The organism is Bartonella sp. AA78NXGY, assembly GCF_042197005.1.
In the GTDB taxonomy this organism is placed as follows: Bacteria; Pseudomonadota; Alphaproteobacteria; order Rhizobiales; family Rhizobiaceae; genus Bartonella.
The window spans coordinates 61,263-83,736 of the sequence record NZ_JBHIRI010000004.1; the positions used below are offsets into that span (position 1 = coordinate 61,263).

Annotated in this window: 20 protein-coding genes, 1 tRNA gene and 3 pseudogenes; 8 read left to right on the top strand and 16 right to left on the bottom strand. The window is 34.5% G+C overall.

All coding sequences use genetic code 11. The features are described from left to right. The first annotated feature begins 12 nt into the window (after positions 1–12). Positions 13–1,059, top strand: a complete 1,047-nt coding sequence (locus ACFINL_RS03590) for an enoyl-CoA hydratase/isomerase family protein (RefSeq protein ID WP_375650295.1) — start codon at positions 13–15, stop codon at positions 1,057–1,059. Beyond that, entirely contained in the window at positions 1,056–1,469 is a 414-nt protein-coding gene (locus ACFINL_RS03595; RefSeq protein WP_375613429.1) for a DUF6163 family protein, read from the top strand. The genes ACFINL_RS03590 and ACFINL_RS03595 overlap by 4 nt, the downstream gene beginning before the upstream one ends. Before the next feature lie 323 nt (positions 1,470–1,792). On the opposite strand, the gene ACFINL_RS03600 is transcribed toward ACFINL_RS03595, so the two are convergent. The 10 genes and pseudogenes from ACFINL_RS03600 to ACFINL_RS03645 all read right to left on the bottom strand — a co-directional run bounded on the left by ACFINL_RS03600 (position 1,793) and on the right by ACFINL_RS03645 (position 11,018). After that, positions 1,793–2,155, bottom strand: a complete 363-nt coding sequence (locus ACFINL_RS03600; protein WP_375618144.1) for a hypothetical protein — start codon at positions 2,153–2,155, stop codon at positions 1,793–1,795. Positions 2,156–2,278: 123 nt separating this feature from the next. Beyond that, a pseudogene (locus ACFINL_RS03605) lies at positions 2,279–2,420 on the bottom strand (MBL fold metallo-hydrolase); the annotation flags it as partial. A gap of 44 nt (positions 2,421–2,464) precedes the next feature. Next, complete coding sequence (locus tag ACFINL_RS03610; protein WP_375606871.1) at positions 2,465–2,824, bottom strand: hypothetical protein; 360 nt, start codon at positions 2,822–2,824, stop codon at positions 2,465–2,467. A gap of 109 nt (positions 2,825–2,933) precedes the next feature. Next, a complete protein-coding gene (locus ACFINL_RS03615) occupies positions 2,934–3,743 on the bottom strand; it encodes an MBL fold metallo-hydrolase (protein WP_375650298.1) in 810 nt (269 codons plus the stop codon). Between the two features lie 10 nt (positions 3,744–3,753). Next, positions 3,754–4,527, bottom strand: coding sequence for a TatD family hydrolase (locus ACFINL_RS03620; RefSeq protein WP_375650302.1), 774 nt, complete (start codon positions 4,525–4,527; stop codon positions 3,754–3,756). Continuing rightward, entirely contained in the window at positions 4,517–6,076 is a 1,560-nt protein-coding gene (metG, locus tag ACFINL_RS03625) for a methionine--tRNA ligase (RefSeq protein WP_375650306.1), read from the bottom strand. Before metG ends, ACFINL_RS03620 begins: the two co-directional genes overlap by 11 nt. A 76-nt stretch (positions 6,077–6,152) precedes the next feature. Further along, positions 6,153–7,196: a DNA polymerase III subunit delta' gene (locus ACFINL_RS03630; protein WP_375611915.1), complete on the bottom strand. Its 1,044-nt coding sequence runs from the start codon at positions 7,194–7,196 to the stop codon at positions 6,153–6,155. Beyond that, positions 7,193–7,837 (bottom strand): dTMP kinase, encoded by a 645-nt coding sequence (gene tmk, locus ACFINL_RS03635; protein ID WP_375611916.1) that lies wholly within the window; start codon positions 7,835–7,837, stop codon positions 7,193–7,195. Before tmk ends, ACFINL_RS03630 begins: the two co-directional genes overlap by 4 nt. 28 nt (positions 7,838–7,865) lie before the next feature. Next, on the bottom strand, positions 7,866–9,029 hold the full coding sequence (locus tag ACFINL_RS03640; RefSeq protein ID WP_375650310.1) for a D-alanyl-D-alanine carboxypeptidase family protein: 1,164 nt from the start codon (positions 9,027–9,029) through the stop codon (positions 7,866–7,868). Between the two features lie 1,089 nt (positions 9,030–10,118). Next, positions 10,119–11,018: a septal ring lytic transglycosylase RlpA family protein gene (locus ACFINL_RS03645; protein ID WP_375650314.1), complete on the bottom strand. Its 900-nt coding sequence runs from the start codon at positions 11,016–11,018 to the stop codon at positions 10,119–10,121. Between the two features lie 285 nt (positions 11,019–11,303). Here ACFINL_RS03645 and ACFINL_RS03650 point away from each other — a divergent pair. Beyond that, positions 11,304–11,481, top strand: a pseudogene (locus ACFINL_RS03650) (integrase); the annotation flags it as partial. A gap of 88 nt (positions 11,482–11,569) precedes the next feature. Here the strand turns inward: ACFINL_RS03650 and ACFINL_RS03655 are convergent. After that, a tRNA-Lys gene (locus tag ACFINL_RS03655) sits at positions 11,570–11,645 on the bottom strand. 1,211 nt (positions 11,646–12,856) lie between these two features. Between ACFINL_RS03655 and lexA the strand changes: the two genes are divergently transcribed. Further along, positions 12,857–13,561, top strand: a complete 705-nt coding sequence (lexA, locus tag ACFINL_RS03660; protein ID WP_375650318.1) for a transcriptional repressor LexA — start codon at positions 12,857–12,859, stop codon at positions 13,559–13,561. A gap of 460 nt (positions 13,562–14,021) precedes the next feature. After that, entirely contained in the window at positions 14,022–15,335 is a 1,314-nt protein-coding gene (rimO, locus tag ACFINL_RS03665) for a 30S ribosomal protein S12 methylthiotransferase RimO (RefSeq protein WP_375650321.1), read from the top strand. A gap of 532 nt (positions 15,336–15,867) precedes the next feature. On the opposite strand, the gene ttcA is transcribed toward rimO, so the two are convergent. The 4 genes and pseudogenes from ttcA to ACFINL_RS03685 form a co-directional block, all read right to left on the bottom strand. Then, a complete protein-coding gene (gene ttcA / locus ACFINL_RS03670; protein ID WP_375650325.1) occupies positions 15,868–16,743 on the bottom strand; it encodes a tRNA 2-thiocytidine(32) synthetase TtcA in 876 nt (291 codons plus the stop codon). A 266-nt stretch (positions 16,744–17,009) separates the two neighbouring features. Then, on the bottom strand, positions 17,010–17,627 hold the full coding sequence (gene rpsD / locus ACFINL_RS03675; protein ID WP_273722651.1) for a 30S ribosomal protein S4: 618 nt from the start codon (positions 17,625–17,627) through the stop codon (positions 17,010–17,012). Positions 17,628–17,797: 170 nt separating this feature from the next. After that, positions 17,798–18,625: a glutamate racemase gene (gene murI, locus ACFINL_RS03680; protein ID WP_375650328.1), complete on the bottom strand. Its 828-nt coding sequence runs from the start codon at positions 18,623–18,625 to the stop codon at positions 17,798–17,800. Next, positions 18,618–19,455, bottom strand: a pseudogene (locus tag ACFINL_RS03685) (RNA methyltransferase). The gene murI and the pseudogene ACFINL_RS03685 overlap by 8 nt, the downstream one beginning before the upstream one ends. A 302-nt stretch (positions 19,456–19,757) precedes the next feature. Here ACFINL_RS03685 and sfsA point away from each other — a divergent pair. From sfsA to radC, 3 genes are read left to right on the top strand one after another with little or no spacing between them, the layout of a single operon-like run. Beyond that, on the top strand, positions 19,758–20,474 hold the full coding sequence (gene sfsA / locus ACFINL_RS03690; protein ID WP_375650330.1) for a DNA/RNA nuclease SfsA: 717 nt from the start codon (positions 19,758–19,760) through the stop codon (positions 20,472–20,474). Further along, positions 20,467–21,297, top strand: coding sequence for a type I methionyl aminopeptidase (gene map / locus ACFINL_RS03695; RefSeq protein ID WP_375650334.1), 831 nt, complete (start codon positions 20,467–20,469; stop codon positions 21,295–21,297). The genes sfsA and map overlap by 8 nt, the downstream gene beginning before the upstream one ends. A 17-nt stretch (positions 21,298–21,314) precedes the next feature. Then, the gene (radC, locus tag ACFINL_RS03700) at positions 21,315–22,109 is read left to right on the top strand and encodes a DNA repair protein RadC (protein ID WP_375650337.1); all 795 of its coding nucleotides are present in this window, start codon (positions 21,315–21,317) and stop codon (positions 22,107–22,109) included. Positions 22,110–22,153: 44 nt separating this feature from the next. Here the strand turns inward: radC and ACFINL_RS03705 are convergent, their stop codons facing one another. Then, positions 22,154–22,366: a DUF3126 family protein gene (locus tag ACFINL_RS03705; protein ID WP_375621268.1), complete on the bottom strand. Its 213-nt coding sequence runs from the start codon at positions 22,364–22,366 to the stop codon at positions 22,154–22,156. Positions 22,367–22,474 lie beyond the last annotated feature (108 nt).

Genomic DNA, 22,474 nt, shown 5'->3' on the forward strand with positions numbered 1-22,474 from the left:
GAAGGGTGTGAGATGCAAATTAATTTTGGAGCAGATGATGATATTTCTTTTACGAAAGAAGGGCGTGCTGGTATTATAAAGCTCACACGTCCTTCAGCATTAAACGCTCTTAATCAACGAATGGTTTCAGCTTTAAAAAAAGCTCTCAGAACATGGGAAACAGATGATAATGTTTCTTGTGTCTTAATTGAAGGGGAAGGGCGTGCTTTTTGTGCTGGTGGAGATGTTGTAGAAATCTATCATATGGGGAAAAGTGCTGCTGCTTGTCAATACTTTAGAAATGAATATAGTTTAAATGCTTATATCAAACATTTTTCAAAGCCCTACATTTCTTTCTTAAACGGTATTTGGATGGGAGGAGGGGTAGGTATTTCTCTCTATGGCTCGCATCGAATTGTTACAGAAAATACAGTTTTTGCTATGCCAGAAGGTGCGATTGGATTTTTCCCAGATGTAGGTGCAAGTTTTTTCTTACCATCTCTTCCCAATCATTTTGGTATCTATCTTGCATTAACGGGCGCACGTATAAAGTGGGGAGATTGCTTAAATTTAGGATTAGCAACACACGCCGTTGCTGAAACTGAATTCGATATGATTAGAAAAGCTGTTATTGAGCAAGGAGATCCTACTTTAGCTTTAAACGAGCGAGCAATTACAAAAGACTATGAAACAAGTCATGAAATACGTTGTATTATTAACACTTGTTTTAGTGCACATACCTTAGAAGAATGTCTTGAGTTGCTACATAAAAAAAGCAATGAAGATGTTTTATTTGCTAAAGAATGTTATGATATTTTGCAGTCACGTTCTCCGACAAGTTTAAAAGTTATCTGGAAACAAATGAAACAAAATTCATCTCAAACGTTGGAAGATTGTATGAAAATTGAAAACCGCATAGCGTATCATATGATTCATTCACATGATTTTTATGAAGGTATACGTGCTATGTTAATCGATAAGGATAAAAGACCTCAATGGCAACCAGATAAACTTTCAAATGTGACAGATGAAATGGTAGATTCTTACTTCCAACCTGTTGAACAAGAGTTATTATTGTGAAAAATAATTCTCACAAACAGATTTCAAAAATCAATTTAATCTATAACTGTTACTTACGGTTTTTGGCATTTATTTGCTTAGTTCTAGGTATTTGTTATTGGATACGCCTTGTTGGGGTTTTTCCAGGTATTCTATGGCGTTTTGATCTTATGCCTTGGCAGTGGCAATTTGCATCAGCTATATTGGCTATTCTCTATCCTATTGCCTTAGTTGGACTTTGGATGTATTCACTATGGGGTATCATTGTGTGGTGTATTGCAGCGTTGATTGAAGCAATAACAATATATTATTCCGATTTTATTTATCAGCCATTTGTACCATTATTTCATGGAATATTGTTTTTAGCTTTTATAGTACTACAAATTGTAATTATTTTTTTTAAAAGAGTAAAAAATAAAAAAACATTGTGATTAAAATTTTCGAGCCAGAATAACAGGCTCAATTTTCGATCTTAGCTAACTTAACTAGCTCAAGTAGCTCATTTTAAAGCTTCGTTCCTCAAAACACTGATGCTAGCTATACTTCTCCATAAAGTTCCATAATATATATTATGCGATAATATGATGCAGAAGATAAATCCTTTATCCAAAAAGAAAACCCTCCTTTAAAACATCATCATATTTATATCATACAATTTACTTTTAAAATAAAATTTGGTCTTTAAAGTACATTCCTTAAAGACCAAAAATAGTGATAGTGATAATGAAATTACGTATAATAAAACTAAGAAAAATTATTGTGCTATTTGACAACGTTTCGTACGTGCAAGATCACTCAAAACAGCATTACGGTTATTTAAAGCTGAAATTTCATTACTTTCACTGGATTTAGGATCTATAAAAAACAAAGCAGGAAGAAATACAAGACTTGTTGCTGCTAAAGCCGCATTTTTATTTCTTGCTTTATAACGCTCTCTAATTGTAGCATCGATTTGGCGCTTATTAGCAAAAAATTCCCGTTGAATATCAGAACAACTCATTGTTCCATCATGTAATGTGGTAACTGGAATATTTTTTTCTAAACGCCCCCCACATGCTGTCAAAAAAAACGCTAAAACGACAATACATACACCCCATTTAAAATTTTCTTTATACATAAAAACCTCACTTTTAACACAAAATGTTTTTAATGAGATTTGAATAGAGCAAAAGTAAGATTAAAATTTTAACAAATATACTATCAACAAAAATATATTTCGTTAATAAGTTCACGCATCTGTTTAAAAAGTAAGACCTTGATATGCAAGGTTTTACATAGGATGGGACGTAATTTACGACCACATTGTAATTATGTGTGAGTAGAGCTTCAATGATGAGAACATCCAAATCCATTAATTTCGATTTGGTCTTTAAGGTATATTCCTTAAAGACCAAAAAATGAAATTACATATGATAAATAAGAAAAATTACTGTACTATTTTACAACGTTTCATACGTGCAAGATCACTCAAAACAGCATTACGATTATTTAAAGCCGAAATTTCATTGCTTTCACTGGATTTAGGATCCATAAAAAACAGAGCAGGTAAAAATACAACACCTGCCGCTGCTAAAGCTACATTTTTATTTCTTGCTGTAGAACGCTCTCTAATTGTATCATTAATCTGTCGTTTATTAGCAAAAAACTCCCGTTGAATATCGGTGCAACTCATTGATCCATCATGTAATGTTGTCGTTGCAATATTTTTTTCTAAACGCCCCCCACATGCTGTCAAGGAAACTGCTAAAACGGCAATACATACACCCCGCTTAAAATTCTTATACATAAAAACCTCATTTTAAACATAAAAAAGTGATATTTATGTCAAAAATAAAACAAAATAAAGGATAATCTTCAAAAAACTTTATTTAACGTAAAATATTGTATGAATAAGCTTATGCAGTTGTTTCGAAAGTAAGGCCCTGATACGCAGGTTTTACATAGGATGGAACGTAATTTACGACTGCATTATAATCCAGCGATCTATCCATATGTGTGAGTATTGCTTGTTTTGGCTTTAAATATTTTATCCATTGTAATGCTTGATCAACAGAAAAATGACTTGGGTGAGATTTAAATTGAAGGGCTTCGATGATGAGAACATCCAAACCCATTAATTTGGATAATGTTTTTTCAGGAAATTCACTAACATCCGTACAATAGGCAACGTTCCCAATCCGAAAACCTAAGGAATGAATGTTTCCGTGGTGTTGTAAATGTGTATTGATGCTTATTGCTCCACCCTGCCCTTGAATAATAAATTGGCTATCTTCATTGATAAGATGCTCTTTTAAAATGGGAGAATAAGATGAATCTTTTGGTGTTTGAAAACAATATCCGAAAGCACTTTTGAGATGTTCTAGTGTAAATCTGTCGGCATAGATATCTATTAAACATTTTTGTGCAAGTGCATAGCTGCGTAAATCATCAATACCGTGGATATGGTCAGCATGAGAATGCGTGTAAAGAGCAGCATCAAGATGGTTCACATGCGCATCGATCATTTGTGAGCGAAAATCTGGACCCGTATCAATAACGATCGTTGTTTTGTCTCCTGATGGTTTAATACGTTCAACTAATAAAGAACTTCTGTAGCGTTTATTTTTAGGGTTATTCGGATCACATGTTCCCCAATCACCATTGGGGCGGGGCACTCCTGGAGAGGGACCACAGCCTAATATTGTAAATCGGTACTGATCACACATATCTTTTGCCTTATTTCATTTTACTAAATAAACGAAAAGCGTTACGGGTTGTTATTTGGGCTGTTTCTTCAATACTTAAGCCAATTATTTCAGCCAAAACAGCTGCCGTATAGCATACAAAAGATGGTTCATTTGTTTTGCCCCGATGGGGACTAGGTGCTAAGAATGGAGCATCTGTTTCCACTAACAAATGCTCATGGGGTACAATTTTTGCTATTTCACGGATTTCAAGTGCGTTTTTAAAAGTAAGAATACCTGAAAAAGAAATATAACCACCAAGTTCAATTCCTGCACGAGCAAGTTGCATTCCAGACGAATAACAATGAAGGATAAAGGGAAAAGCTCCTTCTTTTATCTGTTCACGTAATATTTTCTCCATATCATCATCTGCATTGCGTGAATGGATAACAAGAGGAATCTGTGTTTCTCGAGAAGCAATGATATGTTCTTGAAAAACTTTCTTTTGCTCTTCTGGTGTAGAGTAATCATAATGATAATCAAGGCCCCCTTCCCCAAACGCAACAATTTTAGGATGATTCGAGAGCTGTATAAGCTCTTCCGCTGTAATATTTTGTTCTTCATGCGCGTGATTGGGGTGTGTTCCAACGGAACAAAAGACTTGATCATAGCTTTGCGCAATGGCTAACAGTTTATCTAACTTATAAACATGGGTTGAAATTGTTATCATACGTTTAACGTCAGCATCTAAAGCCCGTTGGATAACATTATCCAAATCTTGTGAAAAATCTTCAAAATCAAGATGACAATGTGTATCAATCAACATGATGAGTATCTTCTTTCTTCAAGATATAACGAGGAAAAATTGGTTCTGGTGGTGGAAGATCAAGCCCTTCTTGAATTTTTGAATGACTTATATGATACAATAACCGATCATCTTCAGCAACCGCAAGGCTATCAAGAAGTTTCGTTGCTGATTGGGGTATGAAAGGCAAAAGCATAATTCCCATTCTCCGCAAGATTTCTACAGTTATATAAAGAACTGTAGAAAATCGTTCTCGATCGTTTTTACGTAAACTCCAAGGTTGTTCGTTGGCAAAATAGCGATTGGCATCTGCTACAATTGAAAAAATAGCTGAAAGTGCTAAATGCATACTATAAGAAGACATAGCTTGGTGTACAGTTTCAAGTACTTGAAGAGATTGTTCTAAAAGCTGTTTATCTTGAGCTAAAAATGAAGCTGGTTTTGGGACTTGTGCATTACAATTTTTGGCAATCATAGATAAAGAGCGCTGTGCTAAATTACCAAGATCGTTAGCAAGATCAGCATTAATACGGTTCACAAGGCTTTCATGACTATAACTACCATCTTGTCCGAATGGCACTTCACGGAGAAGGAAATAACGGACCTGATCAAGACCATAATGATCAACCATTTCAAAAGGATCAACGACATTTCCAATAGATTTTGACATTTTTGCACCACGATTAAGTAAAAAACCATGTGCAAAAATATTTTTAGGCAATTCAATTCCAGCAGACATTAAAAATGCCGGCCAATAGACTGCATGAAAACGAATAATATCCTTACCAATAATATGCGTATTTGCAGGCCAAAAATCACGTTTTTTTGAATTTTCATTGAAAAAACCTATTGCTGATAGATAATTTGTAAGCGCATCAACCCAGACATACATCACGTGCTTTGGATTCTCAGGAACAGCAATTCCCCAGTTAAAACTTGCGCGTGAAATAGAGATATCTTTTAAACCTGATTTGATAAAACTTATAATTTCATTACGCCGCTCAAATGGAGCAATAAAATCAGGATGTTTTTCATAATATTCAAGAAGAGCCTTTTCATAATGAGAAAGTTTAAAAAAATAACTTTCTTCTTCATTCCATTCAACTGGAGAGCCTAATTCCTTCTCACGACGGATGTTGTCTGGTCCAACTTCCGTATCTTTTTCTTCATAATAGGCTTCTTGGCGAACCGAATACCACCCCGTATAACGACCGAGATAAATATCGCCATTTGCTTCCATCTTTTTCCAAATTTCTTGACAAGCTTGATAATGGCGTTCTTCTGTCGTACGGATAAAATCATCGTTAGAACAATTTAATACTGCAAGCATTTTTTGAAACACCGCACTATTACGATCTGCAAGCTGCTGAGGTGTCATGCCTAATGCAGCTGCGGTTTGTTGCATCTTGAGACCATGCTCATCTGTACCAGAAAGAAAAAATACATTTTTTCCGTTTAACCGTTGAAAGCGGGCTAAAACATCGCTTGCAATTGCACTATAAGCATGTCCAATATGTGGAGCACCATTAGGATAAAAAATGGGAGTTGTTATGTAATATGTGTCACGCATGTCATACTCGTTGTAAAACGCTATAAATAAAAGATATTATGACATAACGTTTGTTTATCGCATTGTCACGGAAAAACTAATCCTCATGAATGATCTTATGAACTTTAAAAAGCAAGTTAATAACAAACTGCTTTTTATCGAGATTAAACAGTTGTATTTCCTCTATTTCTTGATGAATCTCCCGCCATTTTTCCGCATATTTTTTTGAGAGAAATAAGTCTCCCTTTTCAACGAGCATGATAGCTTTTTTTTGAATTTTATTAAGAATTTCATCACAAAATTGTTGAAATTGGAATGTAGAAGAAACAGATGAAAATGTTTGTGCAAGAGTATGTACAATCATTGCGTTACAAACAGGTTTCTCTAGGAGAGCATCAATTGTTTTAATAATTTCAAAACCGCCATGGCAAACAAGTAAAGCAGCTTTTCGAGGACTTCCTTTAGATTTTTCAATAATCATTTCAATTGTTTTCTCATCAGGTAAATCCTGATTGGCGAAAATATGTGTAATAACTTTTTTCATTTCATCGTTATTCAAGGGACGAAAAGAGATTTTTTGACACCGTGAATGGATTGTTGGAAGCAATTTGCCAGAAGAATGCGCGATAATAACAAATAACGTTTTTGTAGGTGGTTCTTCAAGTATTTTAAGAATTGCATTTGCTGCATTTCTATTCATATCATCTGCAGAATCAACAATAACTATACGCCATCCATTTTCTTGTGATGTTCGGCTTAAAAAATGCATAATATCACGGATATCATCAACGAGTATTCCTGTTTTAAACTTTTGCGTTTTCACATCAAATCGACGTGAAATATACAAAAGACCAGGGTGACTTCCTTGTGTAATTTGGCGCCATGGGGTAGAATAAGGATCGGGTTTCAAGAAAGCACTCTGTTGAAAACTTAAAATGTTCCAAGCAAGATGAAAGGCTAATGTAGCCTTTCCAATCCCATATTCTCCTTCAAATAATAATGCATGATGTAAACGCTCTTCTTTAAGCATTTGTGTCAAAAAATGACGCACATCCTCATGACCAAAGATAACATTGTTCTGGGATGGTGATAAAATTGTATCAATATCATCATATTGGCGTAAGGTATTTACATTACTCATGAAAGCTGATCCAACAATACCTGATGACAAATATTTTTTATTTGATGAGCAATGGCTTCCACTGAGCCAGTGGCATCAATAACTCGAAATCTATGGGGTTCCTGTTTGGCCAATTGAAGAAAAGCCTGACGCCTTTGTTCTTGAATTTCCAACTGATCTTTTTCAAAATAATCAATTTCTTCTGTTTTTTTTCTTCGCAAATTTGCACGCTTCATACCACACATTGCAGGCATATCTAATAAAAATGTTAAATGAGGCAAAATACCATTGAGCGCAATACACTCTAAAACAGAAAGAAGAGAAGAACTGACGCTATCATTGAGTCCTTGATAAACGCGTGTAGAATCAATAAAGCGGTCACATAAAACGATTTTACCTTTTTGCAAAGAAGGTGCGATAACCTCAGTAACATGGTCGACACGTGCAGCTGTAAACAAAACAGCTTCAATCAACGGTCCATACTGTCGCGCCTGCCCCGACAACAAAATATGCCGGATTGCTTCTGCTCCTGGTGTTCCTCCTGGTTCTCGTGTTGTGACAACATCATAACCTTGGTGTGAGAGAGACTCAGCAAGTAAAGAAATCTGCACCGTTTTCCCTACCCCGTCCCCTCCTTCGAATGTAATAAAATAACCTGACACGTATGATCTTAACCTTATTAGCGCGTAACTATAAATATTTTCGTAACCATCCAATTGTTATTTCATAGAATGCATTTTTTACTTTTGCAAAGAAACTTCCTTCCTGAACATTCATTCCGGCAAAAACTGGTTTTTCCAGAAGAACCTTTTTATCTTCTAAAATTTGAATAACGCCAACTGATTTCCCAGAAACGATGGGAGCTTTCAATGGACCATGATATTTAATTTTTGCTTTAACATTTAATTTTTTTTCATTCGAAAGCATAAAACTTATTGGTGTTTTAACAATGAGTGGAACAAAATTTTGCGTACCACCATAAACAGAAGCACGACCAACCGTTTCTTCTTTTGTAAAAATCGTTTTGAGATCAAAAGCCGTCATTCCCCATTGAAGAATGCGTTCTATTTCTTTTGTATATTTTTTACCATCTTGCAAACCATTGATTGCTAAAAAAAGACGTCGATGATTTTTAGAAATGGTGGCAACCATTGAAAAACCTTCTTTTTCACTGTAGCCAAAACCAAATCCTTCTACACCAATTTCCTTAGAAATAAGAGGATTTTTATTACGTTGAAAAATATTATTCCATGTAAAATGAGGCTCACAATAAAGTGCGTAATAGTCCGGATATTCCTGAACAATATGACGTGCTAATATAATCATATCACGCACAGTTACAAATTGTCCCTCTTCGGGTAACCCTGTTGCATTAACAAAATGACTCTGAGATAACCCGATTATTTTTGCGCGCTGATTCATCAGTTTTACAAAATGATCTTCATGTCCTGATATTCCTTCAGCAAGAATAATAGCAGCATCATTTCCATTCACAATAATTAAACCACGTAAAAGATCAGAAACACTGATTTCTGTCTTTATCTTTGCAAACATAGTGGTTGTACCGGAAGGTGCTCCACCTTTGCGCCAAGCATTTTCACTGACCTTGAATTTCTGCGTACTTTTTAATAATCCTTTTTTTAATTGATGAAATACAACTTCTGCTGTCATCAATTTTACTAATGAAGCAGGAAAAAAAGGAATATCACTTTGTTTTTCATAAAGTATTGTCTCTGTATCATCATCGAGTAATAACAGTTGTGATGCGGGAGTTTGAAAATCTTGTGCTCTCCCCCACGTATCAAATGCCAATACTCCCCATAATATCAATAAGATCCTTAATATTGTGTACATAGCTGCTCCTCCCATCCCAAAGATCAACATAAAGAATCTTATATAGGAAAAAACTTTTTGATTTCTGAAAATTGAGGAATTATTTACAACTCATAAAAAGATTTTATTTTCATTTAGCTTTAGAAAAAATAATATGACACGTTTTTTATCTTCCATGTAGGTTCAGTTTAACATTTTAAATGTATGAGAGACAAAAGATTTTTTCCTATTTTTATTGATAGTATTTTGATTTGTTATGATAAATTATCATTTTAAAATTGAAGCTAACTCAAAATACTGTAAGATTCTCTCATCCCCTCTTCTCATATTGAATTCATTAAAAATCGCTTACTTACGGGTCATAAGTAGGGTTCGTATATGGATAAAAATTATTAAAAAAGAGAGTAAAAATACTTCTTATAAACCTCTCAAGTGTTAAGAATTATCGCACAAAATATTGGGGACTTGCAAAGTGTATGATGGTGTCGATTTATATCTTCATAAGAGTAAAGATGCTGATGTCTAAAGGCGTTAACAGTTATACCATTCACAGGCGCTGTCGCAAAATAGGCTTGTAGCGTGTTAAAGTATGTCTCTTTTAAATAAGTCCATGAATTGGCAATGTAAGTGTATTTTGTTTGAGACGCTCTGTTTTTCGTGAGGGAACTTACTCCATTAAAGAACATGATAAACAAAAGCATAAGATAATGCATAATCTTTTCATAAGATATTACCGTAGATACTTTAGAAAGATGCAAGGCCGAATCAAAAGAAAATATTTTTTTACTTGTTAAGCTTTTTATTCATCTCAAATCGATTGTACAAGTTGTTTTAGAGATTACACAAACAGACTGACACAATAATTTACCTTCGTCTAGCAAAAGCTATTACAGCAAGAAAAGTACACGCTTTATTAAGCAAGCAATATCATAAAACGACGAATAGACCAGCAATGGAGTGGAAAGGCCGTACTGAATTTATAATAATAGAACCCAACCAAGCTTTTTGAAAAGGACAAAGCGCTTTAAGATAAAAATCCTACACTAAATCCGTAATTTCTTACCTTTTTTACTAGAAAATTATATAGATAAAAAATCAATGCATTTTTTCTTAAAACAGTTGTAGCCAATTAACCTTTGTTTTTTTGTTTAGCTTATTTATAGAAGCAACTTGATCGAATGGTATCGGCTTATCAACCATGATAGGACCAATTTCTGGCAATTTAACTACAACAGTTTTATTACGTTGTTCTTGTTCAACAGCAGCTGCTTTAGCTAATTCTTTTTTGTTTCTTGTATTGCGCTGCTCTTTTAACAAAACAGTTTCTCTTTTTTTCGCAACATTTTCTGACGCTAATGAATATGGGGCAGCATTTCCAGGAGTATAAGAGGACATTAAATATGCAGCATCATAATAGCCAACAGGTGCTTCAGCAATATATTCTACTTTAACATCTGCGACCCCCTTATCTACATACCCCAATATTGCCGCAGCTTGCCTTGATAAATCAATGATTCTGTCTTTCATAAAAGGTCCGCGATCATTCACTCTAACAACGATTGAAGATCCATTTTTCAAATTAGTAACACGAGCATAACTAGGTAAAGGCATTGTAGGATGAGCAGCAGTCAAAAGATTCATGTCATAAATTTCACCGTTGGCAGTTAAACGTCCATGAAAATCTGAACCATACCATGATGCTTCGCCAACACGTTTATAAGTTGGATCACTTTGAGGATAATACCACTTTCCTTTTATTTGATAAGGTTTACCAACAATCGCTCGTCCACGCTTTTTTTCTTCCGATTGATTCTTCTTATTGGATACTTGTTGAGGTAGTACAGAAGTGTTTACGTTAATTGGTTTATTATGATAGGAATCTTTTATTGAAAAATTCATAGTTTGGCTTGCGCAACAAGATACCAGTGACTGAGAAATGACGATCATAGAAAACAATTGAAGTGTTGGTTTAATCATAAAAGTAAATTTCTTTTTTCTATTTGAAGGCATCTATTCAGTCCACTTATTTCTGTTAAGTACTACTGTAAAAACCACGTCACGCTTTTTGTACGCAACGGAAGAATTTACGTTTTTAAATGATTCCCCTCGCGCATATACCACTCTTGAATTGGCCCCTTCTATCAAGAAATTAACGTATTGTTAACCTTTTTATGATCTTCATAAGAAATAAATGTACTATAGTAGATGTTAAAAAGAGTAAAAATTAAATAAATCAACATCTTATAGAAAATTCATTTCATAATATTAAGTGTGAATAAGTGGTGATTTTAGCAACTGTTTTGCGAATCATGTAATGCAGTGGGTATTAAAAAATCAACCTATAGATTGAGAAAATTAGAAACCACATGTGCTGCCAACGCAGGTACAATCCTATCGTAATCTTAAAGCTCTTTTTTGTTGGACAAGAGACAGCATAGCACCGCTCTATTCCAAAACAGCTGATAGAAAATGACAGGCTATAGAATCAATAAAAACTTGAAAAAGAATCAAAACAAAAAAGATTCTTAAATTTTTTATAGCCTATTGATATTACTTAAATTTGGTGAGCGCGCAGGGATTCGAACCCTGGACCTACTGATTAAAAGTCAGTTGCTCTACCAGCTGAGCTACGCGCTCTCACACAAGCTATCTAGTTTGCACACTATCTAATTTGTAGAAAGTGAAGGGAACATACGGTTGACTTTCCATTTGGTCAACACCTTTTGGAAAAAAAATATTATTATTTTCTTCAGTTATCAATAATTTTCCGTTTTCGCCCCTTTACTTCATCATTGTATAAGTACTCTTTAATCTTCTTTTTGAAGTTTCAATAAAGGAAAAATTTCACTGCAAAATATTGCATAGATTCGAAGCGTTAAAATTATGAGAAATACCCCCTTCCCCTCACATGGGTTGTTGAGCATAATGGGTAGAGAAGAAAAAATACCTTTTATTATAATATTATTTTTATATCTTTATATTTAGTGTTCAATTCTCAAATATGAATACAGCTTTATAAGATAATATATTGATTTATAATAATTTATTACTTTTTACTTGAGTGAAAATTCTCAAATACTGTAAGTTTTTCTCATTTCAAATCTTTTTTATATTGAAACAATAAAAAGCATTTTCTTGACCGATATAAGCGAGAGAATAAAACTATAAAAAAGAAATGAAAATACCTTTTATGCTTCCTTTCAATAACCAAAAATTATCGCAACATTAGGGTTCATGGAAATAGTATATAGCGGTTGACACGTTAGACTTGAAAATGGAACAATGAGCAACAATGGCTTTGAGAGTATGATTTTTATTCATGTATAATGAATATATAACGAAAGCCAATTTATCCTATAGAATCAAGTAGATATGAAGCAAAAATTTAGTCTCATTGAAAATATCCCGAATGACTATAAATTATGCTCACTATTAGAGCTGTAGATAATTTTACTAAGAATAAAAAAGCAGAAATAATATGCAGTATGCAAAATTATTTTAAGTGTTTTGAATATATAGAATGCCTTCTAGTTAACTTTTTTATATCAAAAATTATAAAATACGTAGATATATTTTTAGAAGAAAAGGATAATACTAGTCACAAAATTTAGTGTTGGATAATTCAGTCAGAACTATAAAGTATATTTATACATTATTTAATATTAATGTATATATACAGTATATAAATAATAATTTAAATATATCTATAAATAAACATATTGATTTATTAAATGATAAGATCAAAAACAAATAAAATAATTTTGATTTGGCGATAAAAAATTGTAAAAGTGTTATATATACATGTATTTTTACTTTACTAATTTTTATTATTTTGATTGGAATGTTGAATGCTAACATGTAAACAGTATGAGCTACTCTTATTTATTCATAACCATATAAAAGAAACTGGTGTTCCTCCTTCTTTTGAAGAAATGAAAAATGCATTAGAACTTTCTTCAAAGTCTGGTATTCATAAGCTCATTATAGCCTTAGAACAACGAGGTTTTATACGTCGCTTGCCCAATCGTGCTCGTGCTGTGGAGGTGATTCGACTTCCTGAGAAAATAACATTTAACCTTTCTTTAGCACGTAAAATTTCTCCCAGTATGATAGAAAGAAAGAAAAGGGAAATATCAAAAAGCTTGAGTCCCTTTGATGAAGAAGAAAAAAAAAATATCACCATTCCTATTATGGGACGTATTTCTGCGAGCGTACCCGCCTCTGCTATACTGCAACAAATAAACAGCCTTTCTCTTCCACTCGATATGGTTAATACAGGTGAGCACTACGCATTAGAAGTTAAAGATGATTCTATGATGGAGGCTGGTATCTTTGATAAAGATACGATCATTGTAAAACGTCAAAATACAGCAATAACAGGTGAAATTATTGTTGCGTTTATTGATAAAAAAGAAGCCACATTAAAACGTTATCGACGCAAAGGAGCTTCTATTGCATTAGAAGCCGCAAATCCTCATTATGAAGTACGGACATACGAATCCGAGCGTATAGAAATACAAGGAAAACTTACCGGACTTATTCGCAAATATTAAAAAATAAACCTTATAGTACGCGATAGATATCGCAGTAAGAAGCTGTTGAGTATTTTTTTATTGTGCCACACGCAATTGACTTCTTCTCCACAGCCAAAGGATGCCCCCAATTCGGTTTATAAACAATCCAGATCCTTATCGAGCGGGTTTAATTTTCCCTTCCCTCCATGTTCTTCACTTAATGCAAGGCTTGACAAGTAAGTTTTAAAATATTCACCACGTACTTTGAAAAGAACTTAAATGCTTTGAAGGAAGCTTTCTTATATCATCATCCTCAATAACGGAATTTTACGATATAATAAGACAAAATTGTATGCATGCATACAAACACATAAAATTTTGTAGAAAAAAATCAAATAACTTTGTAACAGATTGTATTGCATAGGTATAAAAACAAAGAACATTATTTTTAAATTAATAAAAGCGTAACTCAATCATTCATAGTAATTGTAGGATCATCATGGTAGCACCTCGTATTAGTTTTGTCTCCCTCGGATGCCCAAAAGCACTCGTAGATTCTGAGCGAATTATTACACGCCTTCGCTCTGAAGGGTATGAGATTTCACGTCAACATCAAGGAGCTGATGTCGTTATTGTGAATACCTGTGGTTTTCTTGACTCGGCAAGGAGAGAATCGTTAGCCAATATTGATGAAGCTCTTAAAAAAAATGGAAAAGTTATTGTAACAGGGTGTCTTGGTGCTGATCCTGATGCTATTCGCCAAACATATCCTAGTGTATTGGCTATTACAAAACCGCAAGCTTATGAAAGCGTTATAGAAGCTGTTCATACAGCAATTCCTCCTGTTCATGATCCTTTTCTTGATTTAGTTCCTCCCCAAGGTATTCGTTTAACACCTCGCCATTACGCCTACTTAAAGATTTCTGAAGGATGCTCTAATCGGTGTAGTTTTTGTATCATCCCTACACTGCGTGGTGATCTCACTTCACGTCCCATCAGCGATGTTCTTCGTGAAGCTGAAAAACTCGTGCAAGCGGGTGTAAAAGAACTTTTGGTTATTTCACAGGATACGAGTGCTTATGGTGTTGATCTTAAATATCTCGAAAATTCTTGGAAAGATCGTACAATCAAAACTAAATTCTTTGATCTTTGTCGCGAACTAGGCGATATGGGTATTTGGGTACGTATGCATTACGTTTATCCTTATCCCCATGTTGATGAAGTTATCGAACTTATGGCTGCAAAAAAAATTCTTCCTTATCTGGATATACCTTTTCAGCATGCATCACCAACTGTTTTGCGTCACATGAAGCGTCCCGCACTTATGGAAAAAACAAACCGTAGAATTAAAAAATGGCGGAAAATATGTCCAGATCTTACTTTGCGATCAACATTTATCGTTGGTTTTCCTGGTGAAACGAATGAAGATTTTAATATACTTCTAGAATGGCTAGAAGAAGCAAAAATTGAACGCGCGGGGTGCTTTAAATATGAAGAAGTAAAAGGAGCTGCCGCAAATGATTTGGGATTAGAAAATATTCCTGAAGAGGTGAAAGAAAACCGCTGGCATCGTTTTATGGCAAAACAACAACAAATTTCTACACATCTTTTAAAGAAAAAAATTGGAAAAAGACTCCGAGTGCTTATCGATGAAAGTCAAGGAAAAGTTGCCAAAGGACGTAGTCAGTACGATGCTCCAGAAATAGATGGTGTTGTCCATATATCATCACGACGCCCACTGCGTGTTGGTGAATTTGTCACCGTTAAAATCGAACAATCGGATGCCTATGACCTTTATGGTATAGCAGTTTAAAAATTTAACTCCTTCCCTGTCCTCAATGATGAAGATTTCTATCAGCATTAGTTTATAAAAAAGCGACTTTTCATAACAAGAACCGATCATGTGACTTACTTCATGAGAATTTATGAGCAATCCTTACTCTGAATGTTTGCTATACACTCCCAAAACACCAAGCAGTTATATATTCTCTTAATTTAATGCCTTAAAATGAGCTTTAAATGGCGGTGACGGCGGCGCAAAAGAATAAAATCCACAAGGCTCACCATTTTTAATTAACAAAAGAGCAAATTGACAACCGTACTATTTTCCCATTTTTCATATTACGACAGTCATTGGTTAGTGAAAGGAAACTTTTTTCAAGAGTGTTTTATGCACACAAGAACTTCCTTTGTGATATGCAAACGGATGTTTTTTATGGTTGCAATATAAGAGAATTTGAAACAAAACAATCTGACGATATTTAAATGAAAAAAATAAATTATCATTATAAATAAGTCTCTTATCTTAAACTCTTTAAACTTATTTTTAAAATATCTAATTTTTATTAACACGTTTTAAAATCAAAGAATTTCTTATCAAGCAAATGACTTGGGCGTACATTTGTTAAAGCGCGAATCATCGTATCTTTACGTCCTGGCATTTGTCTTTCTATATTTTTCAGCATTTCTTTCATTGCATTACGTTGTAATCCATCTTGACTACCGCAAAGATTACAAGGAATAATTGGAAATTGCATTTCTTGAGAAAAATTTTCCATATCTTCCTCAGCAGCATAAACAAGAGGACGTAATACAAAAAGATCTCCTTCATCATTTTTAAGTTTTCCAGGCATGGCAGCTAATCGGCCACCGTGAAACAAATTCATAAAAAATGTTTCTAAAACATCATCACGATGATGACCTAAAACTAATGCAGAACATCCCTCTTCACGTGCAATACGATAGAGATTACCACGTCGCAATCGAGAACAAAGTGAACAATATGTCTGCGACTCTGCTAATTTATCTGTAACAATGGAATAAGTATCCTGATATTCAATACGATATGGAATTTTATAAGAACTTAAAAAGTCTGGAAGAATATGCTTAGGAAATCCTGGTTGCCCTTGATCAAGATTACAGGCTAGAATTTCAACGGATAAAAGACCTCGCCACTTTAAGTCTAAAAGAAGCGCTAATAAACCATAAGAGTCTTTTCCGCCCGATAAAGCGACAAGCCATTTTTTCCCCGTAGAGAGCATAGAAAAATCATCCAAAGCCTGCCGCATATGACGCAAAAGCCGTTTGCGCAATTTATTAAATTCTACGCTTGAAGGAGCAACCCGAAATATTGGATGACAATCATCTCCTTCTCTTTCCAAAAGATCATCTCTCTCTTTGTTTTCCTCTATTGTCTGATATTCAACTGAAACATCATTCATAATACCATATCCTGCACAAGTAATAGCTCGTTTTGCAAAGACAGAAACAAATATAAAGTAAACTTACAGTTATGTTTTTTGAATTTATAAAAATTAGATACATAAAAAAGAAATGGAACTATATAAGTTTATCGCTATAAAACATAGCAATAAACTTAATATAGAACCATTCACAAAAAATACTTGTTAACTCCAAAGATTATAAAAAACACAATATTTTAAGTTATAACCATATGAAGAGAGAAATAATTTTTCTCATAAAAAAATTATCGAGAATAAAATTCAACAACCAAATTAGGTTCCATTTGCACAGCATAAGGAACATCTGCAAAAGCAGGAATACGTGTAAAGGTTGCTTTCATCTGTTTATGATCTGCTTCAATATAATCGGGGACATCACGTTCTGCCAATTGTACAGATTCTAAAACTAAAACAAGTTGTTTTGATTTTTCCCGAACCTCAATAACATCACCTGGTTTACAACGATAAGATTGAATGTTTGTGCGCCGCCCATTGACATTAACATGACCGTGATTGATAAATTGGCGAGAAGCAAAAATCGTAGGTACGAATTTTGCACGATAAACAACAGCATCCAAACGTGATTCTAACAGACCGATAAGATTTTCGCCAGTATCGCCCCGTCGACGAGCTGCCTCTTCATAGGTTTTATGAAATTGTTTTTCTGAAATATCTCCATAAAACCCTTTCAATTTCTGTTTAGCGCGCAACTGAACCCCATAGTCAGAAAGTTTTCCTTTACGACGCTGTCCATGCTGACCTGGACCATAATCACGACGATTGACAGGAGATTTTGGACGCCCCCAAATATTTTCTCCCATACGACGGTCAATTTTATACTTTGTTGTTTCGCGTTTACTCATCGCATTTCCTTATAAAATAAAACACGAGATCTTAAGACCCCAAGGAAACGCGCCCTCCTCTGCCTTTAAATACCAAAGACTGACAGAATACCTTAACATATCAATATGCAAAGTTATCCACGGGACACGTCAATTAATGCTATTTTCTTGAAAAAATAGCTAGATCATCATTATTGGTCTCGTAACCCAAAGTCAACTCCTTTCATGAGTTTTAAGCCAAATCCTTTAAACAAATTCTCCGTTAAAGAAGTGATATTTTTTGATGTCAACAACGCAAAATCTTGATATTTCTTTATATATTGATGGTGTATCTTTCCCGACAATGGTAATAAAGATCTGATATGTTTGGCGATCGCTTTCGCCGGATCAATCCACTCAACGGACCATAAAGCATGTTCACGAAAGAAATTAATCAAAAAAGGATAATGTGTGCAGGCTAAAACAATAACATCCGTATATTGTCCATTTTTTTCCACAAAACATGGCAGGATTTCTTTTCTTAACTCTTCTGAATCGATAGATTTTCCCCGTAAATAATCTTCAGCAAGTCCAGCCAGCTTTTTACTTCCCACAAGCTGAACATGACACTGTCCAGCAAAAGAGTTAATTAATTCATTTGTATAAGCACGTTTAACTGTTCCAGGAGTCGCTAATACGGAAATAAAACCAGATTTTGTTTGTTCTGCAGCTGATTTAATTGCAGGAACCGTTCCTACAAAAGGGACATGAGGAAAATTCTGTCGTAAATCTGCTATCATCAGTGTAGAAACAGTGTTGCAAGCAATCACACATAAAGCTGGATTGTAACGTGTTAAAAGATTTTTAAAAATCTTCAAAATACGCTCTTTCAAAATATTTTCTTTCCAATTTCCATAAGGAAATCCTGCATCATCAGCAACATAGATAAATTGCATGTCAGGGATAAGAATACGCGCTTCCCTGAATACTGTTAAACCACCAATACCGCTATCAAAAAAAAGAACAGGTCGTTCATCCATTAGTTTTCACACTTATTTTTAATTTTTTTACGATCACGCTCTTCCGGTGCTCTACTCCCTCGTGGATATTGTGGCGAAAAATGATCCAAAGAAGATATAATGCCTCGCAATAAACGAACCTCAGGTTCACTAAAGTTAGCGCGCGTAAAAACAGAGCGCAAATTTGCAAGCATTACTTCTTTACGTTCTGGTGGTCTAAAATACCCACGGATATTCAAAGCCTCTTCTAACTGAGATAAAAAACCATGGAATATTATTTTATTTGCAGGTTCCATCTCTGCGGCACGAAATGCCGTATCGCTGACATTCTCTAAACCAGTTTTCATCCATTCGTAAGACATTAAAAGAACCGCTTGCGCAATATTAAGTGACGCAAAAGCAGGATTAACTGGAAAAGTAATAATTTCATCAACAAGGCTGATTTCATCATTTTCTAGTCCCCATCTCTCTCTTCCAAAGACAATCCCAGTCTTATGTCCGATACTTTCACGCTGACGTAATACGCTTGCTGCTTCGACAGCACTTTTTACAGTTTTAAATCCACATCTTTCACGTGCTGTTGTGGCAAAAACATAGTGTAAATCTGCAATTGAATCACGCAATGTGTTAAAAATCACAGCATTGTTAATGACATGATCAGCTTTACTTGCAGCAGCTCTAGCTTTTTCATTTGGAAACATTTCTCGAGGATTGACTAATCGAAGCTTAGAAAGCCCAAAATTTGCCATTGCCCTTGCGACCATACCAATGTTTTCAGGAAGCTGCGGTTCAACTAAAATAATAATGGGACCATTTGTTAAATTTTCACGATTCCTATTCGTTCCTGCCATCAATTTTACCTAGTTTCACTTAAACTATCTCCCTCTCCACTATTTTTACGAAACCTTTTTCACAATACTCTAATGCTGTTTAATAATAAATTATAGATAATCTATCTTTTCATTCAAAGATAATAGTTTCTAAACCTAATAATAAATTTTAAAAGCCATTAAAGTGAACGATGGAATTTATAACAATTTATATAAGATATCGTAGCGTTTTTTACATCAATTTTATCTTTTTTAATAGGGAACAGCCCCTATAAATCATAATCTCAGTTGAATTATAAAATCATAAATCCTAAAAAAGGGATATGCACTTTATTCCCAAACTTTTTCCTGCAAAGCTTATCCGTCGTTATAAACGTTTCCTTGCGGATGTTCAACAAGATGATCAGCATGTCCTCACCGTGTCTGTACCTAATACAGGATCAATGCTTGGATTAACAGCTTTCAACACCAATATTTGGCTTTCTTATCATAACAACATCAAACGAAAATATGCCTATCAATTAGAAATTATTGAAGCCGATAATACTTTGGTTGGCATTAATACGTCTTTACCCAATAAACTTGCGTTAGAAGCAATTCAAAACGGATTACTACCAGAATTAAATAGATATAAAACAATTTTAAAAGAACAACGCTATGGGACACAATCACGAATTGGCTTTCTTTTACGTGATGACATTCTTCCTGATTGTTACCTAGAAGTTAAAAATGTTCATTTTATTCGTCAAAAAGGATTAGCAGAATTTCCTGATACCGTGACAAAACGTGGTGCACGTCATCTTGAAGAACTCATAGGAGTCGTACAACAAGGAAAACGAGCTGCTATGCTTTATATTATTCAACGAGAAGATTGCTCAGCTTTTACAATTTGTCATGATCTTGATCCACTCTATGGACGTAAGTTTGATTTAGCATTAAAATCAGGAGTAGAATGTTATGCTGTAAAGTGTCATGTAAGTGTAGAAGGCATTTTTCCGATTCAGAGAGTAAAAATAGAAAATAGAAGAAACAATGACTGAGTATATCGAATATAATAAAATCCCTTTAAAATTTAATGGAAAAATCCGCATTTTCGATGATTGTGCTTTTGCTAAAATGCGTGAAGTTGGTCGTATTGCTGCAGAATGCCTTGATGCGCTTACAGATATTATTAAGCCGGGCGTTACTACGCAAGAAATAGATGATTTTGTATTTATTTTTGGAGCTAAGCGAGGAGCACTTCCTGCTGATCTAAATTATCATGGATACAGCCATTCATGCTGTACATCTATCAATCACGTTGTCTGCCATGGCATTCCCAATAAAAGACCTTTGCAAGAAGGTGATATTGTAAATGTTGATGTAACCTTTATCCTTGATGGTTGGCATGGGGATTCAAGCCGAATGTATCCTGTTGGAAAAATTAGGCGTGCAGCAGAACGCTTGCTAAAAATAACCTATGAAAGTCTTATGCAAGGAATCGCTGTCGTTAAGCCTGGAGCAACGACAGGTGATATTGGGGCAGCCATTCAACAGTATGCAGAATCTGAACGCTGTTCAATTGTGAGAGATTTTTGCGGACATGGTATCGGCCAACTTTTTCATGATGCTCCCAATATCCTCCATTATGGAAATCCTGGAGAAGGAGTTGAATTAAAACAAGGTATGATGTTTACAATTGAGCCTATGATTAACCTTGGTAAACCACAAGTTAAGATTTTATCTGACGGTTGGACTGCTGTTACCCGTGACCGCTCTCTGACAGCACAATATGAACATACAATTGGTGTTACAAATGAAGGGTATGAAATATTTACACAATCTCCTAAAAATATTTTTTATATTCCAAATTCGCATACCTAACGCAATGTAGAGATGTTATGGCTAAAAAATTAAATCAAAAGGAAGATATTCAAAGTAATCACTTTGCATTAACATCGAGTTCTCCACTCACCCCAGTATCAGAAAGAAAAAGTGAAGAGCCTCAGAAAAACGCACAGCTTCATAAACATTATCAAGGACATCGTGAACGTCTTCGGAAGCGCTATTTAAAGTCAAAAGGAAATGCAATCGAAGATTATGAATATCTTGAATTATTGCTTTTTCGCACAATCCCCCGCGCAAATACAAAACCCATAGCTAAAAATTTGATAGCACGTTTTGGTTCATTAGCTGATGTATTGGGAGCTGATATTCACCGGCTTCAAGAAGTTCAAGGATGTGGTCCCGCAACTGCAATTGATTTAAAAATTATCTCAGATGTTGCTGGACGTCTTGCTCGTGCACAATTATTTAAACGCGATATTTTTTCATCATGGGATAAAGTGTTAGCTTATTGTAAAGCTGTTATGGCTCACGAAACCCGTGAACAATTCCGTATTTTATTTCTTGATAAGAAAAACGGCTTACTTGCTGATGAGGTGCAACAAACTGGAACCATTGATCATACCCCTGTTTATCCTCGTGAAGTTATTTCTCGAGCTTTAGAGTTATCCGCATCAGGACTTATCTTAGTCCACAATCACCCTTCTGGCGATTCTACCCCCTCTAATGCAGATATAACAATGACATATAGATTAAAAGATGCAGCAAATGCATTAGGCATTATTATCCATGACCATCTTATTATTGCACGAAATAACCATACGAGTTTTAAAGCGTTAAAACTTATATAAATCTTATGGGATAAAAAAGACTTTATTCAACTATGAATAACGAATCAATTTTCTAAATCAATATCTAATATAGCCATTGAGAAATTATAGGAGAGCTCATCTTCATCTTCATCTCGATAGATAATGCCTAAAAACTCATCTCCCATATAAACCTCACAAGAATCACTCTTTTTAGGCCGTGCTCTGACTTGCAATGCTGAGTTTTGGAATATATTTTTAAAATAATTATCAAGTTTTTTTATTTCATCAGCATTCACTATGCTCTCCTGTTTTTTTGAAACGATTAAAATAATTGCGTGTCGTGCAAATAAGACACTCTTATGATTCTGTAAAGTCAGTAAAAAAGCATAATCTGAATATTTACT

Coding starts and splice junctions, on each gene's coding strand:
- ACFINL_RS03590 (WP_375650295.1), top strand. CDS start 13: ATGCAAATTAATTTTGGAGCAGATGATGATATTTCTTTTACGAAAGAA.
- ACFINL_RS03600 (WP_375618144.1), bottom strand. CDS start 2,155: ATGTATAAAGAAAATTTTAAATGGGGTGTATGTATTGTCGTTTTAGCG.
- ACFINL_RS03610 (WP_375606871.1), bottom strand. CDS start 2,824: ATGTATAAGAATTTTAAGCGGGGTGTATGTATTGCCGTTTTAGCAGTT.
- ACFINL_RS03615 (WP_375650298.1), bottom strand. CDS start 3,743: ATGTGTGATCAGTACCGATTTACAATATTAGGCTGTGGTCCCTCTCCA.
- ACFINL_RS03620 (WP_375650302.1), bottom strand. CDS start 4,527: ATGTTGATTGATACACATTGTCATCTTGATTTTGAAGATTTTTCACAA.
- metG (WP_375650306.1), bottom strand. CDS start 6,076: ATGCGTGACACATATTACATAACAACTCCCATTTTTTATCCTAATGGT.
- ACFINL_RS03630 (WP_375611915.1), bottom strand. CDS start 7,196: ATGAGTAATGTAAATACCTTACGCCAATATGATGATATTGATACAATT.
- ACFINL_RS03640 (WP_375650310.1), bottom strand. CDS start 9,029: ATGTACACAATATTAAGGATCTTATTGATATTATGGGGAGTATTGGCA.
- ACFINL_RS03645 (WP_375650314.1), bottom strand. CDS start 11,018: ATGCCTTCAAATAGAAAAAAGAAATTTACTTTTATGATTAAACCAACA.
- lexA (WP_375650318.1), top strand. CDS start 12,857: ATGCTAACATGTAAACAGTATGAGCTACTCTTATTTATTCATAACCAT.
- rimO (WP_375650321.1), top strand. CDS start 14,022: ATGGTAGCACCTCGTATTAGTTTTGTCTCCCTCGGATGCCCAAAAGCA.
- ttcA (WP_375650325.1), bottom strand. CDS start 16,743: ATGAATGATGTTTCAGTTGAATATCAGACAATAGAGGAAAACAAAGAG.
- rpsD (WP_273722651.1), bottom strand. CDS start 17,627: ATGAGTAAACGCGAAACAACAAAGTATAAAATTGACCGTCGTATGGGA.
- murI (WP_375650328.1), bottom strand. CDS start 18,625: ATGGATGAACGACCTGTTCTTTTTTTTGATAGCGGTATTGGTGGTTTA.
- sfsA (WP_375650330.1), top strand. CDS start 19,758: ATGCACTTTATTCCCAAACTTTTTCCTGCAAAGCTTATCCGTCGTTAT.
- map (WP_375650334.1), top strand. CDS start 20,467: ATGACTGAGTATATCGAATATAATAAAATCCCTTTAAAATTTAATGGA.
- radC (WP_375650337.1), top strand. CDS start 21,315: ATGGCTAAAAAATTAAATCAAAAGGAAGATATTCAAAGTAATCACTTT.